This window comes from Methylobacterium sp. Gmos3, assembly GCF_056430985.1.
Genome location: NZ_JBWJYL010000003.1, coordinates 189,508 through 208,768 on the forward strand (window position 1 = coordinate 189,508; position 19,261 = coordinate 208,768).

21 protein-coding genes are annotated in these 19,261 nt (G+C 69.2%); 16 read left to right on the plus strand and 5 right to left on the minus strand.

Translation table 11 applies throughout. The features are described 5' to 3' along the window. Positions 1 to 295: 295 nt before the first annotated feature. Entirely contained in the window at positions 296 to 649 is a 354-nt protein-coding gene (locus tag ACS5Q7_RS07230; protein WP_056251355.1) for a DUF4376 domain-containing protein, read from the plus strand. A gap of 517 nt (positions 650 to 1,166) precedes the next feature. On the opposite strand, the gene arsH is transcribed toward ACS5Q7_RS07230, so the two are convergent. Continuing rightward, positions 1,167 to 1,919: an arsenical resistance protein ArsH gene (gene arsH / locus ACS5Q7_RS07235; RefSeq protein WP_055959029.1), complete on the minus strand. Its 753-nt coding sequence runs from the start codon at positions 1,917 to 1,919 to the stop codon at positions 1,167 to 1,169. 47 nt (positions 1,920 to 1,966) lie between these two features. Here arsH and ACS5Q7_RS07240 point away from each other — a divergent pair, with 47 nt between their 5' ends. The 6 genes from ACS5Q7_RS07240 to ACS5Q7_RS07265 all read left to right on the plus strand — a co-directional run bounded on the left by ACS5Q7_RS07240 (position 1,967) and on the right by ACS5Q7_RS07265 (position 6,725). Then, positions 1,967 to 2,314, plus strand: a complete 348-nt coding sequence (locus ACS5Q7_RS07240) for an ArsR/SmtB family transcription factor (RefSeq protein ID WP_055959026.1) — start codon at positions 1,967 to 1,969, stop codon at positions 2,312 to 2,314. After that, positions 2,314 to 2,739, plus strand: a complete 426-nt coding sequence (gene arsC, locus ACS5Q7_RS07245; protein WP_055959023.1) for an arsenate reductase (glutaredoxin) — start codon at positions 2,314 to 2,316, stop codon at positions 2,737 to 2,739. The genes ACS5Q7_RS07240 and arsC overlap by 1 nt, the downstream gene beginning before the upstream one ends. A 36-nt stretch (positions 2,740 to 2,775) precedes the next feature. Then, positions 2,776 to 4,071: an arsenic transporter gene (locus tag ACS5Q7_RS07250; protein WP_055959020.1), complete on the plus strand. Its 1,296-nt coding sequence runs from the start codon at positions 2,776 to 2,778 to the stop codon at positions 4,069 to 4,071. Between the two features lie 7 nt (positions 4,072 to 4,078). Next, positions 4,079 to 5,251 (plus strand): MFS transporter, encoded by a 1,173-nt coding sequence (locus tag ACS5Q7_RS07255; protein WP_055959019.1) that lies wholly within the window; start codon positions 4,079 to 4,081, stop codon positions 5,249 to 5,251. A gap of 113 nt (positions 5,252 to 5,364) precedes the next feature. Next, positions 5,365 to 5,751, plus strand: coding sequence for an ArsR/SmtB family transcription factor (locus tag ACS5Q7_RS07260; protein ID WP_055959016.1), 387 nt, complete (start codon positions 5,365 to 5,367; stop codon positions 5,749 to 5,751). Continuing rightward, entirely contained in the window at positions 5,748 to 6,725 is a 978-nt protein-coding gene (locus ACS5Q7_RS07265; protein ID WP_055959013.1) for an arsenic resistance protein, read from the plus strand. Before ACS5Q7_RS07260 ends, ACS5Q7_RS07265 begins: the two co-directional genes overlap by 4 nt. A gap of 127 nt (positions 6,726 to 6,852) precedes the next feature. Here ACS5Q7_RS07265 and ACS5Q7_RS07270 read toward each other — a convergent pair whose 3' ends face one another. Further along, entirely contained in the window at positions 6,853 to 7,266 is a 414-nt protein-coding gene (locus tag ACS5Q7_RS07270; protein WP_055959010.1) for a MerR family transcriptional regulator, read from the minus strand. A 44-nt stretch (positions 7,267 to 7,310) separates the two neighbouring features. On the opposite strand from ACS5Q7_RS07270, the gene ACS5Q7_RS07275 reads away from it, so the two are divergent. The 7 genes from ACS5Q7_RS07275 (at position 7,311) to ACS5Q7_RS07305 (ending at position 14,344) form a co-directional block, all read left to right on the plus strand. Continuing rightward, positions 7,311 to 7,748 carry a mercury transporter MerT gene (locus tag ACS5Q7_RS07275; protein WP_162238978.1) on the plus strand — a complete coding sequence of 146 codons (438 nt, stop codon included), beginning with the start codon at positions 7,311 to 7,313 and terminating at the stop codon, positions 7,746 to 7,748. Positions 7,749 to 7,756: 8 nt separating this feature from the next. Beyond that, positions 7,757 to 7,987 carry a GDCCVxC domain-containing (seleno)protein gene (locus tag ACS5Q7_RS07280; RefSeq protein ID WP_055959007.1) on the plus strand — a complete coding sequence of 77 codons (231 nt, stop codon included), beginning with the start codon at positions 7,757 to 7,759 and terminating at the stop codon, positions 7,985 to 7,987. A 286-nt stretch (positions 7,988 to 8,273) separates the two neighbouring features. Continuing rightward, a complete protein-coding gene (locus tag ACS5Q7_RS07285) occupies positions 8,274 to 8,669 on the plus strand; it encodes a hypothetical protein (protein ID WP_055959004.1) in 396 nt (131 codons plus the stop codon). An 81-nt stretch (positions 8,670 to 8,750) separates the two neighbouring features. Further along, positions 8,751 to 9,155, plus strand: a complete 405-nt coding sequence (locus tag ACS5Q7_RS07290; protein ID WP_055959001.1) for a FixH family protein — start codon at positions 8,751 to 8,753, stop codon at positions 9,153 to 9,155. Then, positions 9,152 to 10,678 carry an efflux RND transporter periplasmic adaptor subunit gene (locus tag ACS5Q7_RS07295; protein ID WP_055958997.1) on the plus strand — a complete coding sequence of 509 codons (1,527 nt, stop codon included), beginning with the start codon at positions 9,152 to 9,154 and terminating at the stop codon, positions 10,676 to 10,678. Before ACS5Q7_RS07290 ends, ACS5Q7_RS07295 begins: the two co-directional genes overlap by 4 nt. After that, a complete protein-coding gene (locus tag ACS5Q7_RS07300; protein WP_055958995.1) occupies positions 10,675 to 13,851 on the plus strand; it encodes an efflux RND transporter permease subunit in 3,177 nt (1,058 codons plus the stop codon). The genes ACS5Q7_RS07295 and ACS5Q7_RS07300 overlap by 4 nt, the downstream gene beginning before the upstream one ends. A gap of 160 nt (positions 13,852 to 14,011) precedes the next feature. After that, a complete protein-coding gene (locus ACS5Q7_RS07305; protein ID WP_055958992.1) occupies positions 14,012 to 14,344 on the plus strand; it encodes a four-helix bundle copper-binding protein in 333 nt (110 codons plus the stop codon). Between the two features lie 28 nt (positions 14,345 to 14,372). On the opposite strand, the gene cueR is transcribed toward ACS5Q7_RS07305, so the two are convergent. Next, the gene (gene cueR / locus ACS5Q7_RS07310; RefSeq protein ID WP_055958989.1) at positions 14,373 to 14,846 is read right to left on the minus strand and encodes a Cu(I)-responsive transcriptional regulator; all 474 of its coding nucleotides are present in this window, start codon (positions 14,844 to 14,846) and stop codon (positions 14,373 to 14,375) included. Between the two features lie 137 nt (positions 14,847 to 14,983). On the opposite strand from cueR, the gene ACS5Q7_RS07315 reads away from it, so the two are divergent. Together ACS5Q7_RS07315 and ACS5Q7_RS07320 are read left to right on the plus strand one after the other, a co-directional pair. Further along, on the plus strand, positions 14,984 to 15,733 hold the full coding sequence (locus ACS5Q7_RS07315; protein ID WP_055958985.1) for a MauE/DoxX family redox-associated membrane protein: 750 nt from the start codon (positions 14,984 to 14,986) through the stop codon (positions 15,731 to 15,733). A gap of 5 nt (positions 15,734 to 15,738) precedes the next feature. Next, the gene (locus ACS5Q7_RS07320; RefSeq protein WP_055958982.1) at positions 15,739 to 16,482 is read left to right on the plus strand and encodes a DUF4396 domain-containing protein; all 744 of its coding nucleotides are present in this window, start codon (positions 15,739 to 15,741) and stop codon (positions 16,480 to 16,482) included. Between the two features lie 92 nt (positions 16,483 to 16,574). Here the strand turns inward: ACS5Q7_RS07320 and ACS5Q7_RS07325 are convergent, their stop codons facing one another. Then, positions 16,575 to 16,841 (minus strand): hypothetical protein, encoded by a 267-nt coding sequence (locus ACS5Q7_RS07325; protein ID WP_055958979.1) that lies wholly within the window; start codon positions 16,839 to 16,841, stop codon positions 16,575 to 16,577. A 232-nt stretch (positions 16,842 to 17,073) separates the two neighbouring features. Then, positions 17,074 to 19,257: a heavy metal translocating P-type ATPase gene (locus tag ACS5Q7_RS07330; protein WP_055958976.1), complete on the minus strand. Its 2,184-nt coding sequence runs from the start codon at positions 19,255 to 19,257 to the stop codon at positions 17,074 to 17,076. Positions 19,258 to 19,261 lie beyond the last annotated feature (4 nt).

Sequence of the window (19,261 nt, forward strand, 5' to 3'; positions counted from 1 at the left end):
CCGATGCTGTTCGGTGGGGTATATTCTAGACTGTCGACGTATCCGTCGTCCTCGCGATGCACCACATCCTGAGCGCACCCTCCGGCCCCCGGGGTCGGGGGGTGTTATGTTTCAGGGCCCCACGTGACGTTCACCCCCTTAACGCCCCCGGTCCACGCTATCTTACATGGTTAGTCTCTCCCTCGACGTCATCTGCGACGCGGTCGGCGCCTGGCTGTGGCTCAGGTAGGCCCAACAGGCCGATGGCTCCTGGCTCGATCCGAACGCTCCGGCTCCGCCCGACGCGGCCGCTGTCCTGGCCTACGCATACGAGGCGCACCTAGCGGCCGAGGCGGGCGGCACAACGTGGGACGGCTGGGCGGTCGCCGTCAACGAGCGGGCCCTGACGCGCACGCTAAGCGAGGTCACCGCGACGCTGCTCGACGCCCGGAAGGACAGCGACCCGTGGACGTTCGCCGACGGGGTAGATCGGCCCCTCACGAACGACCGCTTGAAGGTGCTGAGCCTGCAGATCCGGAGGCATATTGGCGTCTGTCTGGCGGTCTACAACCAGGTCGCTGCCGGCATCGGCGCCGGCGCCATCACCACCGCGGAGGTCGACGGCGCCTTCGCCGACGTCGACGCGATCGTCTTGAAGGCGGCGTCGTGACCATCCCACTCCTGGCCATCCTCGCTCGCCCCCTGACCGCGTCGACCCTCTCCGAAGTGGCGGTGCTGGAGACAGCGACGCACGGGACCGTCCGGACCTGGGCGGGGTTCGTTCGGCGCAAGGCCAAGGAGGACGTGATGCCTAGCGAAATTTCTGCTCCTGACTGCGGAGCCGATCGCCTCCATCGCCGAGGCCGACGCGCCGGGCACGGACGTCGGCGACCTCGTCTACGTCTCGGGGACGCTCCACTCCGTCCGGTCCCCCTCGCTGACCGAGGCGGCATGCGGAAGCTCCAGCTGAGCCTAGTGAAGCTGACCGCCGTCGACGTTGGCGAAGGATCCGTCCACGTCGCGATCGTCGGCGCCCCGACGAGACGGCCCCCGTGGTCGCCATCGTGGCGGCCGACATGCCCCAGCGCTCAGACTCTTGTGCTTACGGTCGTGGAGCCCTTGAAATAGGGATCGCTATCCTACCGGGCGAGGCGATGGCGTAGAAGAGGTCGGCGTGGACGTGCAGATCAGGAGGGTCGCTTCACGAACCCGATGTCGACGGCGACGGCCTTGAGCCTTTCGGGCTCGCGCTCCTTGCGTTCCGAATACCGGTCGACGAGGTAGTCGGATCGCTCGCGGGTGAGGAGCGTGAACTTCATCAGCTCCTCGCAGACATCGACCACCCGGTCGTAGAGCGGACCCGGCTTCATCCGGCCGGCCTCGTCGAACTCCTTGTACGCCATCGGGACCGAGGACTGGTTCGGGATGGTGATCATCCGCATCCAGCGACCGAGCACGCGGAGGCTGTTGACCGCGTTGAACGACTGCGAGCCGCCGGAGACCTGCATCACGGCGAGCGTCCGCCCCTGCGTCGGGCGCACCGAACCCTCCGAGAGCGGCAGCCAGTCGATCTGGCTCTTGATGACCCCGGTCATGGCGCCGTGTCGCTCGGGGCTGACCCAGACGTGGCCCTCCGACCAGATCGAGAGGTTTCGGAGTTCCCGGACCTTCGGGTGATCGGCAGTGGCGTCGTCGGGCAGCGGCAGGCCGTGCGCGTCGTAGATCCGCACCTCGCCGCCCATCGCCTCCAACAGGCGCGCGGCCTCGTAGGCGAGGAGGCGGCTGAACGAGCGCTCACGGAGCGATCCGTACAGGATCAGGAAGCGCGGGGCGTGGGTGAACGGTGTCTTCACGTGCAGGGCGTCGGTCGTCGGGACCACGAAATGCCCCTCGCTTAGGTTCGGCATTCCATCGGCGAAGGGCTGCAGGGGCTTGTCCAAGACGTTTCATTCCTCTACGTTTCAACGATGGTTGAGATATTGACATCATGATGGACGAACGGCAAGCCGTGGCGGCCTTCGCGGCCCTCGGCCAGGAGCATCGCCTGCGTATCGTGCGCCAGCTCGTCACCGCCGGCCCTGACGGCACGGCGGCCGGGACGCTCGCCGAGGCGGTCGGCGTGTCGGGCACTAACCTGTCGTTCCACCTGAAGGAGCTCTCGCATTCCGGGCTGGTCACGTCCCGGCGCGAGGGGCGCTCGATCATCTACAGCGCCGCCTACCCGGACCTGTCCGAGCTCATCCAGTTCCTGATGCGCGACTGCTGCCAGGGACGCCCTGAGGTCTGCGCCCCGGCTGTCGCTGCCCTTGCCGCCTGTTGCACGGAGACCACCTGATGGACGTCGTGATCTACCACAACCCGGATTGCGGCACGTCCCGCAATACCCTAGCCCTCATCCGCAACGCCGGCATCGAGCCGCACGTGGTCGAGTACCTGAAGACGCCCCCAAACCGGACCCTGGTGCGCCAGCTTGCCGAGCGGGCGGGCGTGAAGGTCCGTGATCTGCTCCGTGAGAAGGGAACGCCCTTCGGCGAGCTCGGCCTCTCGGACCCGAGCCTGACGGACGATCAGCTTCTGGATGCCATCGGCGAGCATCCGATCCTGCTGAACCGCCCCTTGGTCGTCACCCCACTGGGTGTTGCCCTATGCAGGCCCTCCGAGGCGGTCCTCGACCTCCTTCCCGCCCAACAGGGCGAGTTCGTCAAGGAGGATGGCGAGCGCGTCGTCGACGAGCACGGGCGCCGCGTCGCTACCGCCTGACCCCACCCACACCCCCAAGAACAAGAAACAGTCCCGATGCTCGCGCTCGCCATCTTCGTGGTCACCCTCGTCTTCGTCATCTGGCAGCCGCGGGATTTCGGCATCGGGTGGAGCGCCCTGATCGGGGCCGCCGTGGCACTGGGCACCGGGGTCATCCATCCCGGGGACATCCCGGTGGTCTGGCACATCGTCTGGGACGCCACCTTCACCTTCGTGGCCCTCATCATCATCTCGCTCCTGCTCGACGAGGCCGGCTTCTTCCACTGGGCGGCGCTCCACATCGCCCGGTGGGGCGGCGGCCGGGGGCACCTGCTGTTCCCGCTGGTGATCCTCCTCGGTGCCGCCATCGCGGCGGTGTTCGCCAACGACGGGGCGGCCCTGCTGCTCACCCCCATCGTGCTCGCCATCCTGCTGCGCCTCGACTTCAAGCCGGCGGCGGCCCTGGCCTTCATCGTCGCCTGCGGGTTCGTGGCGGATTCGACCAGCCTGCCGCTGGTGATCTCCAACCTCGTCAACATCGTCTCGGCGAACTTCTTCGACATCACCTTCAGCCGCTACGCCGCCGTGATGGTCCCGGTGAACCTCGTCTCGCTGGCCGCGACCCTGGTGGTGCTGTGGTTGTTCTACCGGAGCGACCTGCCAACCACGTACCCGGTGACCGAGCTCGAACCGCCGCGCCACGCGATCAAGGATCCGCTTGTCTTCAAGGCGGCCTTCCCGCTCCTCGCCCTGCTGCTGGTGGCCTACTTCATGACGGCCCCGTTCGGCGTGCCGGTCTCGGTGGTCACCTGCGCCGGCGCACTGGTCCTGCTGGCGCTGGCGAACCGAAGCCGCGTCATCCCGATCCGCAAGGTGCTCGCGGGTGCCCCCTGGCAGATCGTCCTGTTCAGCCTCGGCATGTACCTCGTAGTCTACGGCCTGAAGAACGCCGGCCTGACCGATTACCTGGCGCAAGGCCTCGTGCGGCTCTCGGGCTTCGGTCCGTTCGTCGCCACCCTCGGCACGGGGGTCGCCGCCGCGATCCTGTCGTCGGTGATGAACAACATGCCGAGCGTGCTCGTCGGCGCGCTCTCCATCCAGCAGGCCCCGGACCTGTCGCCCCTGATGCGCGAGCTGATGGTGTACGCCAACGTCATCGGTTGCGACCTCGGCCCGAAGTTCACGCCCATCGGCAGCCTGGCGACCCTGCTCTGGCTCCACGTCCTCGACACCAAGGGCCAGCGTATCACCTGGGGCCAGTACATGCGGGTGGGCCTGGTCATCACGCCACCGGTCCTCTTGGTCACCCTGGCGGCCTTGGCGGTCTGGCTACCCGTTCTCGGGGCCCGGTAGCGATCCGATGGCCCCGGCGCGCCGATGGCCCGTGATCTCGGCCCTGGGCGTGATCCAGATCCTGACCTGGGGCTCCTCGTTCTACCTCCTGTCGGTGCTGGCCGCGCCGATGTCGAAGGATACGGGATGGCCCCTCGGCTGGGTTATCGGAGGGCTGTCCCTTGGCCTCCTCGTCGCAGGCCTCGTCTCGCCGCGGGTGGGAGCCTTCATCGGGGAGCATGGCGGGCGGCCGGTGCTGGCCTTCGCCGCCATCGCGCTGGCGCTGGGCCTCATGGGCCTTGCCCTTGCCCCGAACCTCACGGCTTACCTCGCGGCCTGGCTCCTCGTCGGCCTCGGCATGGGCACCGGCCTGTACGACCCCGCCTTCGCCACGCTCGGGCGCCTCTACGGCGCCGAGGCAAGGCCCGCCATCACGACCCTGACCCTGTGGGGCGGCTTCGCCAGCACGGTGTGCTGGCCGCTCTCGGCCTTCCTGATCGAGCGGGTCGGCTGGCGCGGGACCTGCCTCGCCTATGCCGGGCTGCACCTCTCGGTCACGCTGCCGCTCGTCCTGCTCGCGATCCCCCGGCCCCCCGCGCATCCGGTCACGCGATCCGAAGGCGCGATCCCCGGCGTCCGGCTCGATGGCCGGGAGCGTCGTGCCTTCCTCCTCATGGCAGGGGTGCTGACCCTCGGCGGCACGGTGATGGCCATGGTCTCGGTGCACCTCATCACCCTGCTCCAGGCCCGTGGCGTGGCTCTCACCTCGGCCGTCGCCTATGGTGCCCTGATCGGACCGGCACAGGTGGGTGCGCGCATCGTCGAGATGGCCGGCAAGGGTCGGCACCATCCCCTCTGGACCCTGACCGCCGCCATGGTCCTGGTGGTCCTCGGGATCGCGATGCTGACGGCCGGCCTACCCTTGGTCGGGCTGGCGCTGGTCCTCTACGGGGCCGGCAACGGGATCTACTCGATTGCACGGGGTACGGTGCCCCTGGCCCTGTTCGGTCCCGAACGCTACGCCGCGCTCGTCGGCCGCCTCGCCCGCCCGGGGCTGGTGGCCCAAGCGCTTGCACCCTCCGTCGGAGCCTTGGTCCTGACCCACGCGGGCGCGGACGCGACCTATGCACTGCTCAGCGTGCTCGCCGTGGCGAACGTTGCGCTTGCCCTATCGCTCTGGCGTGTCCGGCCGCGAAGCTAGGAAAGCGGAGGCTGCCTGGGACGTCCGCCGTGATCCGGTCCAGATCCGGTCCTTGCCTCCGACCCGTCGTGAGCCTACTGACGCTTAAACGATTCCATAACGGTTTAAGTGTCGTGCAGGAAAAGCAAGCGCTCGACGGCTTCGCGGCCATCGCGCAGGAAACCCGCCTACGCATCATCCGCATGCTGGTGACCGCCGGGGCGAAGGGCATGGCCGCCGGTGCCATCACCGAGGCCATCGCAGGTGCCTCGGCGCCGCGCATCTCGTTCCACCTCAACCACCTGGAGAACGCCGGCCTCGTCGAGAGCCGCCGCGAAGGTCGCTCGATCATCTACAGCGCGATCTTCCCGGCCCTGTCCGACCTCGTCGCCTTCCTCATGCGCGATTGCTGCGAGGGTCACTGCGAGGTCTGCGACCGCGCCATCGACCTGTTCGCCAAATGCACCGGACGGCCCCAGCGGGTCGAGCAAGCCCCCAGGATCGCCTGCGAGGAAGCATGACCACCTTGCGCGACATCCTCGAAGGCCGCCAGATCCCGATCTACTTCGCCGCCATCGGCCTGGCCGTCGTCGTTGCGCTGTTGGTCCCCGGAACCACGGCCCTGGACGTCGGGATCAACCCGGCCCTGGCGTTGATGCTGTTCGTCACCTTCCTCCAGGTACCCCTGCCCGAGTTGGGGAAAGCCTTTACGCGGGTCCGTTTCCTGGCGGCGCTCCTCGCCACGAACTTCGTCGCGCTGCCGATCCTGGTGGCCTGCCTGATCCAGTTCCTGCCCGCCAATCCGATGCTGCGGCTGGGCGTGCTCATGGTCCTGCTCACGCCGTGCATCGACTACGTTGTCACCTTCGCCCACCTCGGCCGCGCGGACGCCAAGGTGCTGCTGGCCTCCACCCCGGCGCTGCTGATCGCGCAGATGCTGCTGCTGCCGGTCTACCTCAACGTCTTCCTCGGCGAGGACGCCGCCAGGTTCGTCCAGGTCGGTCCGTTCGTGCACGCCTTCGTCTGGCTCATCGCGGTTCCCCTCGGACTTGCTGCGGCCGTGCAGATCTGGGCCGCACGCAGCCGCACCGGCCAGCGGATCGCCGCCGGGCTCGGGCTTCTGCCGGTGCCGGCAACGGCCCTCGTCCTGTTCGTGGTGATCGCGTCCGTCCTGCCCCAGCTCGGGCCCGCCCTGGACGACGCCCCGCGGGTGGTCCCCGTCTACGTCGTCTTCGCCGTGGCGGCTCCGCTGCTGGGTTGGGCGGTCGGGCGCGCGTTCCGCCTGGATGCCCCCACCGTCCGCACGCTGGCCTTCAGCGCCGCCACGCGAAACTCCCTGGTGGTCCTGCCGCTGGCGTTTGCGGTTCCGGGTGCCGTGCCACTCCTGCCCGCCGTCATCGTCACGCAGACGCTGGTCGAGCTCCTCAGCGAACTCATCTACGTCCGCCTCATGCCAAGGTTCGGCGCCCCGGCATCCTCGCCGGTCGACGCCTAGGTCGACGGTCGTTCCACGGACGAGCGGCTGCGTGACCCCGCATCGCCACCCGCTTCCGGCCTCTTGGGACCAAGACAAGGACGACCGGCGGTCCCGTTCCACTGCTGGGTGTCGGATGGGCCGGCTTTCACATCGGTGCATCGAGCATATCGAGAACCGGGCAGGCCGGCGTCGGGGCGCCGCTGCACCGCTCCACGGTGTCGCTCAGGATGCGCTCAAGCCGCGCGAGACGGGCGAGCTTGGCGCGGACCTCGGCAAGGTGGGCGGCTGCGACGTCCCGGACCTCGCCACAGGACCGGTGCCCGGGCGCGGCCAACGCCAGCAGGGTCCGGATGTCCTCGATCCCGAAGCCCAATGCGCGAGCCTGACGGATGAACGCCAGGCGCCGGACATGGGCAGGATCGTAGGCCCTGTGACCGCCCTCCGTGCGAGCCGGCGGCGGCATGAGCCCGATGCGCTCGTAGTAGCGGACGGTCTCCAGGTTGATCCCGGCCGCCGCCGCGATCTGCCCTATGGAGAGACCTCGCGCACCCTTCGCCATTTTTCGCTTGATCCCGTAGTGGCTACGGGATGCAGGGTGGCACGATGATGATCGACACACCATCCATGGCGCCTCCCGCAAGACCCGCCTCACGTCCGCGGGACGGCCTGCCGATTCCCTCGGGAAGCTGGTTCGCCGGGCTGGGCACGGTCGCCGGGCTGGGTGCCCTGGCGGCCTCGTCCTGCTGCGCCCTCCCGGTGGCGCTTGCCGGTCTCGGCGCGACAGGGGCGGTTTTCGGAGGATTGGCCATGTTGGCTAGCATCCGGCCGATCCTGCTTGGCGGGGCCGCCCTGGCCCTCCTCATGGGTTGGGCGCTGTTCTTCCGTTACCGGGCGACGGCATGCGACATGGCCGAACCATGTGCTCGCATGGGGCCGTCATGGCGTACCCCTGGCCTTCTGGGACTTGGGACGGTGCTGGTCGGTTTGGCGCTCGCGTGGGAACCATACCTTGAGCCTGTCGTGCTCAAGGCGATGCGGTGAGGCGGACGATGCAGCTTCGGTCCACCCTGACCTGCCCGCACTGCGGTCATCGAGCGACGGAGACGATGCCGACCGACGCCTGCCAGTTCTTCTACGAGTGCACCGGCTGCGGCACGCTCCTGCGCCCGAAGGCGGGCGACTGCTGCGTCTTCTGCTCCTTCGGCGAGGTCCCCTGTCCGCCCATCCAGGAAGCCCGCGAGAACGGCGGGTCCGCATCCTGCTGCTCGGGGTCCTCCTGAGCTGCGGACCGGACAGGAGGCATACCCGCTTGGTCCCGGTCCGGGCATGGTGCCGTGCTGGACGATCCGTCCTCTCCCGGTCACGATCCGACGCTCGATGGAGCGCGTCCGGTAGCCTCGGGTGCATGGCTCCGGGTCCCCGGGCGCGGGGCGTCCGGTCGTCGCGCGACACCTACGTCTTCCGTCCCGTGCCCGTCATCGCGAAACTCGCGCTCGTCGTATCCCCTTGGCGCGTCCGGTAGTCCCGTCCCTTCCTTGCCGGTCTGTGATGTGGCATCGTCGGACGGTGACCTTCTGGCTCGCCCTTCGCAGGCTGCTCCCGCTCCTGGCGGTCCTCAGCCTCGCCCTTGCGCCGGTGACCGCATCCGCGGCTGCCGCAGGCATGCGCGCGCCGACGGGCGTTCACGGTCACGCCATGGCGATGTCCGACGAGGCCATGGACGGCATGGCCGGGATGGCCATGGACGAGATGCCGTGCTGCCCCAAGGAGCGGCCGGACATGCCCGACTGCTCGAAGGGCTGCCCCCTGATGGCGCTTTGCCTGGCTAAGGTCGCCACCGGACTTCCGGTCGCCCTCGGACTTCCGGGTCGCGTCGCCCGCTTCGAGGGACCCACCTGGGCCGTCATCGCGTCCTTCGACAGCCTCTCGCAAGGGCCGCCCACCGAGCCTCCCCGAGCCTGAACCCGATGCCGCCGGCGTGAGCGCCGGCATGACGCCGCGCGTCCACGCGCGGCCCGCCATCGCGTTCAGGAGACAACACCCGTGACCCAGAAGCCTTTTCCGCGCGCCGTCTCGGCGGCGCTGCTCGGTGCCGCCCTGTCGGCGACCGCGTTCCCGGCGCTTGCCGACATCAAGGACTACCGCTTCGAGCTCTTGCAGCAGGAGGCCAAGGTCGGCGAGGCTGTCCTGTCGGTGCGCCTTCTCGATAAGCGCAGCGGCAAGCCGGTTCCCGACGCCGTGATCTTCGCCAAGCGCATCGACATGGCGCCCGACAGCATGGACGAGATGACCTCGAAGATCGAGCAGCTCCCCACGACCGAGCCGGGCGTCTATCGCTTCAAGGCGAAGCTCACGATGGCCGGCGGCTGGCGCCTGTCGCTCGGGGCCAAGGTCCAGGGCGAGACCGGCACGGTCGAGGACAAGCTGGTCTTCAAGGCCGTCAAGTGAGCCGCGCGGCCTGGTTCGCCGGGACCCTCGCCGCACTCGCGGCGGGGGGCGCCGGCTATGTCGCGGGGCATGGGGAGAACCCCGTGCCGGCGCTCGCCGAGCGCGCCCGGACGGAGCTCGCCCGGTGGTCTCCGGCCCCCATGCCGGCCGCGCAGGCTACGGCCCCCACGAAGGCGGCCGGACCGGTGGTCTACTACCAGGACCCGGACGGGAAGCCGGTCTACTCGCTGTCGCCGATGGCGACCGCGGATGGCCGGGAGTTCCGCGCGGTCCACGCCAGCGAGGACGTGCGCTTCGACGCTTCGGACGACGGCGAGGCCATGCCTGCCGACATGGCCGGCCAGGGGATGGCCGGGCATGACTTGGCCGCCCAGGACATGGGGAAGGCCGGGGACGCGAAGCCCGCCGCGGGCGCCCGCCGCATCCGCTACTACCGCAACCCGATGGGGCTGCCGGACACCTCGGCCACGCCCAAGAAGGATTCGATGGGGATGGACTACATCCCCGTCTACGAGGGTGAGGACAGCGACGGCAACGTCGTCACCGTCTCGCCCGGCAAGGTGCAGCGCACCGGCGTGCGGACCGAGGTCATCGAGCGCCGGGTGGTGGCGCAGCCCGTCCGGGTGCCCGGCACGGTCGCCCTCGACGAGCGGCGGGTGACGGTCATCGCGACCCGGTCGGACGCCTACGTCGACCATGTCGAGAACGTCACCACCGGCGACCGCGTCCGCAAGGGCCAGGCGCTGGTCCACGTCTACTCGCCCGAGATCAACGCGGCGGCGGCCCAGCTCATCGCCAACCCGGGCTTCGACGGCGCGAGGCGGCGCCTGCGGAACCTGAACGTCTCCGAGGCGGTGATCGACGAGATGGAGCGGACCCGGAACGTGCCGATGGCCATCACCTGGTCGTCGCCCCGGGACGGCATCGTCCTGCAACGGACCGCCATCGAGGGCATGAAGGCCGCGGCCGGCGATACCCTGTTCCGCATCGGCGACATCGCGACGATGTGGGTGCTCGCCGACGTGCCCGAGCGCGACCTTTCCAACGTCCGCGTCGGGCAAGCCGCCACGATCCGCCTGCGCTCGGCCCCGGGGCGCATCTACTCCGGCAAGGTCGGGACGATCTATCCGCAGGTGAACCCGGAGACCCGGGCCACGCGGGTGCGCATCGAGCTCCCGAACCCCGACGGCACCTTGCTGCCCGACATGTATGCCGACGTCGAGGTCGCGACCGGCGACACCAAGCCCGTGGTCGCGGTGCCGGACGACGCCGTCATCGACACCGGCGAGCGGCAGGTGGTGCTCCTCGACCGCGGGGAAGGCCGTTTCGAGCCGAAGGAGGTCAAGGTCGGCGTGCGCGGCACCGGCTACACCGAGATCCGCGACGGCATCTCGGCCGGCGACCGCGTCGTGACCTCCGCGAACTTCCTCATCGACGCCGAGAGCAACCTGAAGGCGGCCCTCCAGGGCATGGCGCCGCCCAAGGACGACCGGCTGGCCGCCGACGCGGGAGGCACGCCATGATCGCGCGCCTCATTGGCTGGTCGGCACGTAACCTCGTCCTGGTGCTGGTTGGGACCGTGTTCGCCGTCGCGGTCGGGGTGATGTCGCTGCGCACCCTGCCGCTCGACGCCATCCCCGACCTCTCGGACGTGCAGGCCATCGTCTACACGGAGTACCCGGGCCAGGCGCCACAGGTCGTGGAGGATCAGGTCACCTACCCGCTGACCACCGCCATGTTGACGGTGCCGAAGGCGAAGGTGGTGCGCGGCTTCTCGTTCTTCGGCGTGTCGTTCGTCTACGTCATCTTCGAGGACGGCACCGACCCGTACTGGGGCCGCTCGCGGGTGCTCGAATACCTCAACGCCGCGGCGAGCCGCCTGCCGGCCGGGGTAACCCCGACACTCGGCCCCGACGCCACGGGCGTGGGTTGGGTCTACCAGTACGTCGTCGTCGCAAAGGAACGGACGCTCGCCGAGCTTCGCTCCCTGCAGGACTGGGTGGTCCGGTTCGGGGCCTCGCGGGCAGAGGGCGTCGCCGAGGTCGCCGGCGTCGGCGGCTTCGTCAAGCAGTACAACGTCGTGGTCGACCCGAACCGGCTTCGTGCCCAGGGCATCTCCCTCAACAAGCTCCGGGACGCAATCCGGTCGAGCAACGCCGACGTCGGCGGCCGCACGGTCGAGCTCTCCGAGTTCGAGTTCATGGTCCGCGGTCGCGGCTACCTGAGGGGCGTCGCCGACATCGAGAACATCGTCCTCAAGACTTCCGGCGGCACGCCGCTGCGGGTCCGGGACGTCGCCCGGGTCGAGCTCGGACCGGACGAGCGTCGGGGCATCACCGAGATGAACGGCGAGGGCGAGGTCGCCGGCGGCATCGTCCTGCAGCGCTTCGGCGCGAACGCGCTGAACGTCATCGAGGGCGTGAAGGCGAAGCTTGCGGAGGTGGCGAAAAGCCTGCCCGCGGGCACCGAGATCCTGCCGGTCTACGACCGCTCCCAGCTCATCGACGCGGCCATCGACACCCTGCGGCACACGCTGGTCGAGGAGAGCGTCGTCGTCTCGCTCGTGTGCGTCGTGTTCCTGCTGCATGTGAGGAGCGCGCTCGTCGCCATCCTGATGCTGCCGGTCGGGATCCTGATGGCGTTCGTCGGCATGCGAGCCCTGGGTCTCGGCGCCAACATCATGAGCCTGGGCGGCATCGCCATCGCGGTCGGCGCCATGATCGACGCCGCCATCGTGATGATCGAGAACGCCCACAAGCACCTGGAACGGGCGCCGCCAGGCAAGCCGCGGACGGAGATCCTGGTGGAGGCGGCGTCCGAGGTCGGCCCATCCCTGTTCTTCTCGCTCCTCATCATCACGGTCAGCTTCCTGCCGATCTTCACACTGGAGAGCCAGGAAGGCCGGCTGTTCGGGCCGCTGGCCTTCACCAAGACCTTCGCCATGGCGGCAGCCGCGATCCTGTCGGTGACCTTGGTCCCCGCGCTGATGGTGCTGTTCGTGCGGGGCCGGATCATCCCGGAGCACAGGAACCCGCTGAACCGGCTCCTGATCTGGCTCTACCGGCCGCTCATCGCGGGCGTCCTGCGGGCGCGGGTGCTGACTGTCCTGCTCGCCCTCGGGGTGCTGGCGGCGACCGTGTGGCCGGCCCGTCAGCTCGGCTCGGAGTTCATGCCCGACCTCAACGAGGGCACGCTGATGTACATGCCGACGACCCTGCCGGGCCTGTCGGTGACCAAGGCCGGCGAGCTCCTCGCGACCCAGGACCGCATCATAAAATCCTTCCCGGAGGTAGCCTCGGTCTACGGCAAGGCGGGCCGCGCCAACACCGCGACCGACCCGGCGCCGATGGAGATGTTCGAGACGGTCATCGCGCTGAAGCCGCCGTCCGAGTGGCGCCCCGGCGTGACGCTGGCGAGCCTCAAGGCCGAGATGGACAAGGCCCTGCAGTTCCCGGGCGTGTCGAATGCATGGACGCAGCCGATCCGCGCCCGCATCGACATGCTCTCGACCGGCATTCGCACGCCCGTCGGCATCAAGGTGCTGGGCACCGACCTTAAGGAGATGGAAGGGGTCGCTCGCCAGGTCGAGGCGGTGGTGCGCAACGTGCCGGGCACGTCGAGCGCCTACGCCGAGCGGGTCATCGGCGGCTACTTCCTCGACATCACGCCGGACCGGGAGGCGCTCGGGCGCTACGGGCTGATGGTCGGGGACGTGCAGGACGTCATCGCGACGGCGCTTGGCGGCCAGAGCGTGACGAACACCGTCGAGGGACGCGAACGCTACACCGTCAACGTCCGCTACCCCCGGGCCTTCCGGTCCGATCCGCGGGCCATCGCCGACGAGGTGCAGGTGCCACTCCCGGCTGGGGGCACGGTGCCGTTGCGCGAGGTCGCCAAGGTCGAACTCACCCGGGGCCCGACCTCGATCCGCACGGAGAACGGACAGCTTGCGGTCTACATCTTCGTCGACATCAATGGGCGCGACCTCGGCGGCTACGTGGCCGAGGCGCGCAAGGCCGTGGTGGACGAGGTCAAGCTCCCACAGGGCACGACCCTGCAGTGGAGCGGGCAGTACGAATACCTGGAGCGGGCCGAGGCGCGCCTGAAGGTCGTGGTGCCGCTGACGCTGCTCGTCGTGTTCCTGCTGCTGTTCATCAACTTCCGGCGCCTGACCGAGACGCTCATCGTCATGCTGTCGCTGCCGTTCGCCCTGGTCGGCGGCATCTGGCTGATGTGGTGGATGGGCTTCAACATGTCGGTGGCCGTGGCGGTGGGCTTCATCGCGCTCGCCGGCGTCGCCGCCGAGACAGGGGTGATCATGCTGGTCTACCTCGACCACGCGCTCGACGAGGTCCGGGCCGCCTGCGCACGCGAGGGGCGGCCCCTGAACCGCGAGGACCTGCGGCGGGCGATCATGGTCGGTGCGGTCGAGCGGGTTCGCCCGAAGATGATGACCGTGACCGCCATCATGGCCGGCCTGATCCCGATCCTGTGGAGCACGGGCGCCGGCTCCGAAGTGATGCAGCGCATCGCCGTGCCGATGATCGGCGGGATGGTGTCCTCGACCGTGCTGACGCTGGTCGTCATCCCGGCGGTCTACGCCCTCGTGAAGGGATGGGGTCTGTCCGCGGCCGCCGAGACGCCGGCGAGCGTCGCCCCGGCCGAACGACCCGCTTACCGCGAGGCGGCGGAGTAGGCGCTTGCGGACGGATTGAGTATCCCGGGCATGAGAGAAGGAATTTATTAGAACGAACTATAGCCGTCTGAGTTGACAGAATGAGCAAGGCAATACTGGAGGGGTACTGTCATCCAGTGCTGACGCTCGTTTCTTTTTGTCTAACATCAAGGAGCTTCACATGAGCAATATGTCGAGCGAGATGCAGTCCTGCATCGACGAATGTCTTCGCTGCTACCAGACCTGCCTCGGCATGGCCTCGAACCGCTGCCTGCCGGCCGGCGGCAAGCACGTCGAGCCCGAGCACTTCCGCCTGATGCTGGCCTGCGCCGAGATGTGCCGGACGTCGGCGCACTTCATGCTGATCGGGACGAGGCATCACAAGCACACCTGCGCCGAGTGCGCCGACGTCTGCGAGGATTGTGCCCGAAGCTGCGAGCAGGTCGGCGACATGCAGCATTGCGTCGAGCAGTGCCGCCGCTGCGCCGAGAGCTGCCGGAAGATGGCTGCCTGACCGAAGCGCCGCCGGGGCCGGTTCGGACTCAGCGACCGGCCACGGCCTTCCGGCGCGGTGCGGGGGGCGGCATCGCCCCCGGGGAGGCGCCCGGATGGCAGGGCGGGACGTTCGCCCCGGTCTCCAGGCTGGCGATGATCGGGCAGTCCGGCCGGCCGTCGCCATCGCAGGCGTCGGCCAGGGACCGGAGGGCGTTCGCCATCTCGTTGAGTTGGCGGGCCCGCTGTTCGAGCTCCTTCACGTGGGCCCTCGCGATGGCCTTCACCTCGGCGTTGCTGCGGGCAGGGTCGCTCCAGAGCCCGAGCAGCACCCGGATGCGGTCCAGCGAGAAGCCCAGGTCCCGGGCGTGCCGGATGAAGCCGAGCCGGTGCAGGTCGGCGGTGCCATAATCGCGATAGCCGCTGTCGCGCCGGTCCGCCGGGGGCACGAGCCCGATGCTCTCGTAGTGCCGGATCATCTTGGCCGAGACCCCGGAGGCCCGGCTCGCCTCGCCAATGTTCATCGTGAGAGTCCCTCCGTTGACCTTCCTATGATGGGAAGGTGCAGGAAGGTCCGCAAGCCCAATCGGCCGCTGCCCGCACCCTGCTTCCACTTCGAGGCCCGGACGGCATCGCGCCCCGACAACCCACGGAGTTTCCGATGCAAGCCACCGCGTCCCGCAAGGCCGTCCTGTACCGCATGATGATGCCGCAGCACACGTGCCCCTACGGCCTCAAGGCGAAGGACCTCCTCGAACGCCAGGGCTTCCAGGTGGAGGACCATTGGCTGACCACCCGCGAGGAGACCGACCGCTTCAAGGCCGAGCATGCGGTCAAGTCGACGCCCCAGACCTTCATCAACGGCGAGCGCGTCGGGGGTTTCGACGACCTCAGGCGGCATTTCGGCCAGGCCGCCAACGACCCGAACGCGACGACCTACACGCCGGTGGTGGCGGTGTTCTCGATGACCGCGCTGATGGCGCTCGCGGCGAGCTACGCCGTGTACGGCACGCCCCTGACGGTCCGGGCGGGCGAGTGGTACATCGCCTTCAGCATGTGCGTCCTCGCCCTCCTCAAGCTGCAGGACGTCGAGACCTTCTCGTCGATGTTCCTCGGCTACGACCTGCTGGCCAAGCGCTGGGTGCGCTACGCCTACGCCTACCCGTTCCTGGAGGGCATCGCCGGCGTCCTGATGGTGGCCGGCGCCCTTAACTGGCTGTCGATCCCCGTGGCCCTGTTCATCGGCACCATCGGCGCGGTCTCGGTGTTCAAGGCGGTCTACGTCGACAAGCGCGAGATCAAGTGCGCCTGCGTCGGCGGATCGAGCAAGGTGCCGCTCGGCTTCGTCTCGTTGACCGAGAATGTGATGATGGTCGCCATGGCCGTCTGGATGCTGGCGATGGGGCATTGAGCGGCATGGCCACGACGTTCCCCGCCTGGCTCCACGCGCTCTCGATCCTGGCCCTGCTGCTCGGGGCCGCCTGCTCGTTGCTGCTGTCGGTGCAGGTCATTCGGCATCCGCAGCACATGACCGTGATGAACGTGGTCTGGCCGGTCAGCGCCTTGTTCGGCACGGTGGTCGTGGTCTGGGCCTACTTTCGCTATGGCCGCCTCGCGACCATGGAGGCGCATCACCGCGCGATGGAGCGGGACGAGAAGCCGCCGAACATGACGCAAACGCCGTTCCCGGTGATGGTGGGCAAGGGCGCGCTCCACTGCGGGAGCGGCTGCATGCTGGGCGACGTCGCCGCCGAGTGGCTCGCCTTCCTGGCGCCGGTGGTGGCGGTCTGGTTCGGCTGGCAGTCGCTGTTCGAGGAGAAGATGTACGCGGTCTGGGCGCTGGACTTCGTCTTCGCCTTCGGGCTTGGGATCGTGTTCCAGTATTACGCCATCGTGCCGATGCGCGGGCTCTCCCCGGGCCGGGGCATCGTCGCCGCGCTCAAGGCCGACACCTTGTCGCTGATCGCCTGGCAGGTCGGCATGTACGGCTTCATGGCGCTCGCGCAGTTCGCCGTGTTCCCGCACCTTGCCGGTCAACGGGCGCCGGTGAACTCAGTTGAGTTCTGGTTCGCCATGCAGGTCGCCGTGGTCGCGGGATTCATGACCAGCTACCCGGTGAACTGGTGGCTCGTCGGCTCCAGCATCAAGGAGCGGATGTAAGCTCGCTTCCGCCAGGCCGCGCGACCTGCCTGCCTTGAGGTCCGTCGTTTTAATAGAGAAGGAATAAGGGGCCCCGAAGGGCCCCTGGACGATCACATGCGGTGGTGGCGATGACCATGACCGTGGCGCATCATGTGGCCGCGGTGGTGATGGTGGCGCATCATGTGGCCGTGCCCGTGACGATGGCCCATCATGCGGCCATGGCCGCGGTGGCCGTGCATCCCGTCCATGCGGACGTCGACGATGCTGGTCTGGGCCTCGACGGCGCCGACCATGCCCGGGGCTGCCGACGCGGGGGCGGCGATGCCGATGGCGCCGAGCGCGGCCAGGGCAGCGACGGCGAAAAGGGACTTCCTCATGGGGGCTTCCTCGTGGGTTGTTGGTGGCTCGGTCTCGCCCGAGCCGATCATGGGACCGGCACGGACGGTACGGGAGCGACGAGGAACGGCTCCGCTTCTGAGACGGTTCCGTGGGTGCGCAGTCTCCCGGTCGCCTTGGATAAGGAAAGCTTTTCCGGAAACTCGGCGTCGTGGTTTCCGGCCTCCGGTCACAACGATGGCACCGGCGCGTAGCCAGCACGAAACCGTCGTCTCAGGCCCGAAGCAGGCGAAGGGCGTTGGCCGTCACCAGGACGGTCGCCCCGGTATCCGCCAGAATGGCCGGCCATAGCCCGGTGATGCCGGCGAGTGTCGTCACCAGGAACACGCCCTTCAGCCCGAGGGAGATGGCCACGTTCTGATGGATGTTGCCGAGCGTCGCCCGGGAGAGCGCCACGAGCGCCGCCACGTCCGTCACCCGGTCGTTGAGGATGGCCGCATCGGCTGTCTCCAGCGCCGCATCGGTGCCGCCGCCCATCGCGATCCCGACGCTGGCGGAGGCGAGCGCGGGGGCATCGTTGATGCCGTCGCCGACCATCGCGACCGGCCCGACCTCCTTCAACGCGCCGATCTCGGCGAGCTTGTCGGCCGGCAGCAGGTCGGCCCGGACCGATAGTCCCAGGCCCTTGGCGATGGCCTCGCCGGTGCGCCGGTTGTCGCCGGTCAGCATCACGCATTCGACCCCGAGCCGGCGCAGGGCCGCGACGCCGGCGGCCGCATCCTGTCTGGGCTCGTCCCGGACCGCCACGACGCCGAGCGCCTCTCCGTCCCGAACCACGACGACGGCGGTCTTGCCCGCTTCCTCAAGGGCCCGCACCGTTGCTTCCGCTTCCGGCGAGAGGCTGGCCAGTGTCGCGGCGTGGCGCGGGGATGCCACCGCGACCGTGCGTCCCGCAACCGTGGCCTGGACGGCCTTGCCGGGAACCGCACGGGCATCGCGTACGGGGCGCAGGGGGATGGCGTCGGCCTCCGTACGTTCGAGGATCGCACGAGCGATGGGGTGGCTCGATCCGGCCTCCACCGTCGCCGCGAGCCCGAGCAGGGTGCGATCCGTCATGTCCGGGGCAAATCGGAGGACGTCGGTGACCCTTGGACGCCCTGCCGTGAGCGTCCCCGTCTTGTCGAACGCGACGGTACGCACCCGTCCGATGGTCTCCAGGGCGGCGCCGCCCTTCACCAGCAGTCCCCGCCGCGCTCCGGCGGCAAGACCCGAGGCGATGGCGGCCGGGGTCGAGAGCACGAGGGCGCAGGGGCAGGCGATGAGGAGCAACGCCAGTCCGCGATAGATCCAGGTGCCCCAGTCGGCGCCGAGCAGCAGCGGCGGGCCAAGCGTCGCCAGCGCGGCGACCGCGAAGGCGACCGGGGTGTAGACGGCGCTGAAGCGGTCGATGAACCGGGCGGTCGGCGACTTCGACGCCTGCGCCTCCTCCACCATGTGCAGGATGCGGGCGACGGTGTTGTCCGACGGCATCCGGGCGACCCTGACCTGCAGGGCCCCGTCCGCATTGACGCTGCCGGCATAGACGGCGTCCCCGACCTCCTTTGGCCGGGGCACCGATTCCCCCGTGATCGGGGACTCGTCGAGGCTCGACGTGCCGTCCGTGACCTCGCCGTCCGCAGGGACGCGGTCACCCGGGCGCACCAGCACGGTTTGGCCGATCACCAGGGAGGCGGCCGCCACCTCACGCACGGCGCCGTCCCCCTCGACCAGGCGCGCCGTCTTCGGCACCAGGCCCACGAGGGCCTTGATGCCGGCCCGGGACCGGCCGGCCGCAAAGCCTTCGAGCATCTCGCCAACGGTGAAGAGGAGGACCACCACCGCCGCTTCCTCGGCGGCATGGATGGCGAGCGCCCCGATGGTGGCGACCGACATCAGCATCTCGATGGAGAAGGGCGAGCCGTTGCGGGCGGCGGCGATGGCGCGGCGTCCGTAGAAGGCGAGACCCAGGAGCGCGCCGGGCCAGTAGGCGTATTCCCCGGCCAGCCCGGGCCGAACCGTCTGCAGGAGAAATCCGCTTGCGAACAGGACGGCGATGCCCAGCGCCAAAAGCCCCTTGCGGCTGCGCCAGGCGGGGGTCTCCGCCTCCTCCTCGACGATGGCCGGGGCCGCGATGCCCGTCGTCTGCGAGCGGGCGAGGTCGGCCGCGATCGGCAGGGACCCGACGCCATAGCCGAGCCCCGTGATCCGGTTCTCCAGGTCCGCCCTGGGCGTCGAGCCCTCGTCGAGCACGAGGTCGAGGACCTGGGCCGTGTAGTTCACGCGCACGTCGCGGACGCCGGGCAGGCGGGTTACCGCCGTTTCGATCTTGGTCGCGCAGCTCGGGCAATCCATGCCCTTCACGCGGTAGCGCAGCGCGGCGCCCGCGGGGACCGCTCCCGATGTTCCTAGCCCTGACATGGCA

Excerpts from the sequence above, each read along its gene's own strand:
- arsC (WP_055959023.1), top strand. The coding sequence starts at position 2,314 with ATGGACGTCGTGATCTACCACAACCCGGATTGCGGCACGTCCCGCAAT.
- ACS5Q7_RS07240 (WP_055959026.1), top strand. The coding sequence starts at position 1,967 with ATGATGGACGAACGGCAAGCCGTGGCGGCCTTCGCGGCCCTCGGCCAG.
- ACS5Q7_RS07315 (WP_055958985.1), top strand. The coding sequence starts at position 14,984 with ATGCAAGCCACCGCGTCCCGCAAGGCCGTCCTGTACCGCATGATGATG.
- ACS5Q7_RS07265 (WP_055959013.1), top strand. The coding sequence starts at position 5,748 with ATGACCACCTTGCGCGACATCCTCGAAGGCCGCCAGATCCCGATCTAC.
- cueR (WP_055958989.1), bottom strand. The coding sequence starts at position 14,846 with ATGAACATTGGCGAGGCGAGCCGGGCCTCCGGGGTCTCGGCCAAGATG.
- ACS5Q7_RS07330 (WP_055958976.1), bottom strand. The coding sequence starts at position 19,257 with ATGTCAGGGCTAGGAACATCGGGAGCGGTCCCCGCGGGCGCCGCGCTG.
- ACS5Q7_RS07325 (WP_055958979.1), bottom strand. The coding sequence starts at position 16,841 with ATGAGGAAGTCCCTTTTCGCCGTCGCTGCCCTGGCCGCGCTCGGCGCC.
- ACS5Q7_RS07305 (WP_055958992.1), top strand. The coding sequence starts at position 14,012 with ATGAGCAATATGTCGAGCGAGATGCAGTCCTGCATCGACGAATGTCTT.
- ACS5Q7_RS07270 (WP_055959010.1), bottom strand. The coding sequence starts at position 7,266 with ATGGCGAAGGGTGCGCGAGGTCTCTCCATAGGGCAGATCGCGGCGGCG.
- ACS5Q7_RS07255 (WP_055959019.1), top strand. The coding sequence starts at position 4,079 with ATGGCCCCGGCGCGCCGATGGCCCGTGATCTCGGCCCTGGGCGTGATC.
- ACS5Q7_RS07250 (WP_055959020.1), top strand. The coding sequence starts at position 2,776 with ATGCTCGCGCTCGCCATCTTCGTGGTCACCCTCGTCTTCGTCATCTGG.
- ACS5Q7_RS07300 (WP_055958995.1), top strand. The coding sequence starts at position 10,675 with ATGATCGCGCGCCTCATTGGCTGGTCGGCACGTAACCTCGTCCTGGTG.
- ACS5Q7_RS07320 (WP_055958982.1), top strand. The coding sequence starts at position 15,739 with ATGGCCACGACGTTCCCCGCCTGGCTCCACGCGCTCTCGATCCTGGCC.
- ACS5Q7_RS07280 (WP_055959007.1), top strand. The coding sequence starts at position 7,757 with ATGCAGCTTCGGTCCACCCTGACCTGCCCGCACTGCGGTCATCGAGCG.
- ACS5Q7_RS07275 (WP_162238978.1), top strand. The coding sequence starts at position 7,311 with ATGATGATCGACACACCATCCATGGCGCCTCCCGCAAGACCCGCCTCA.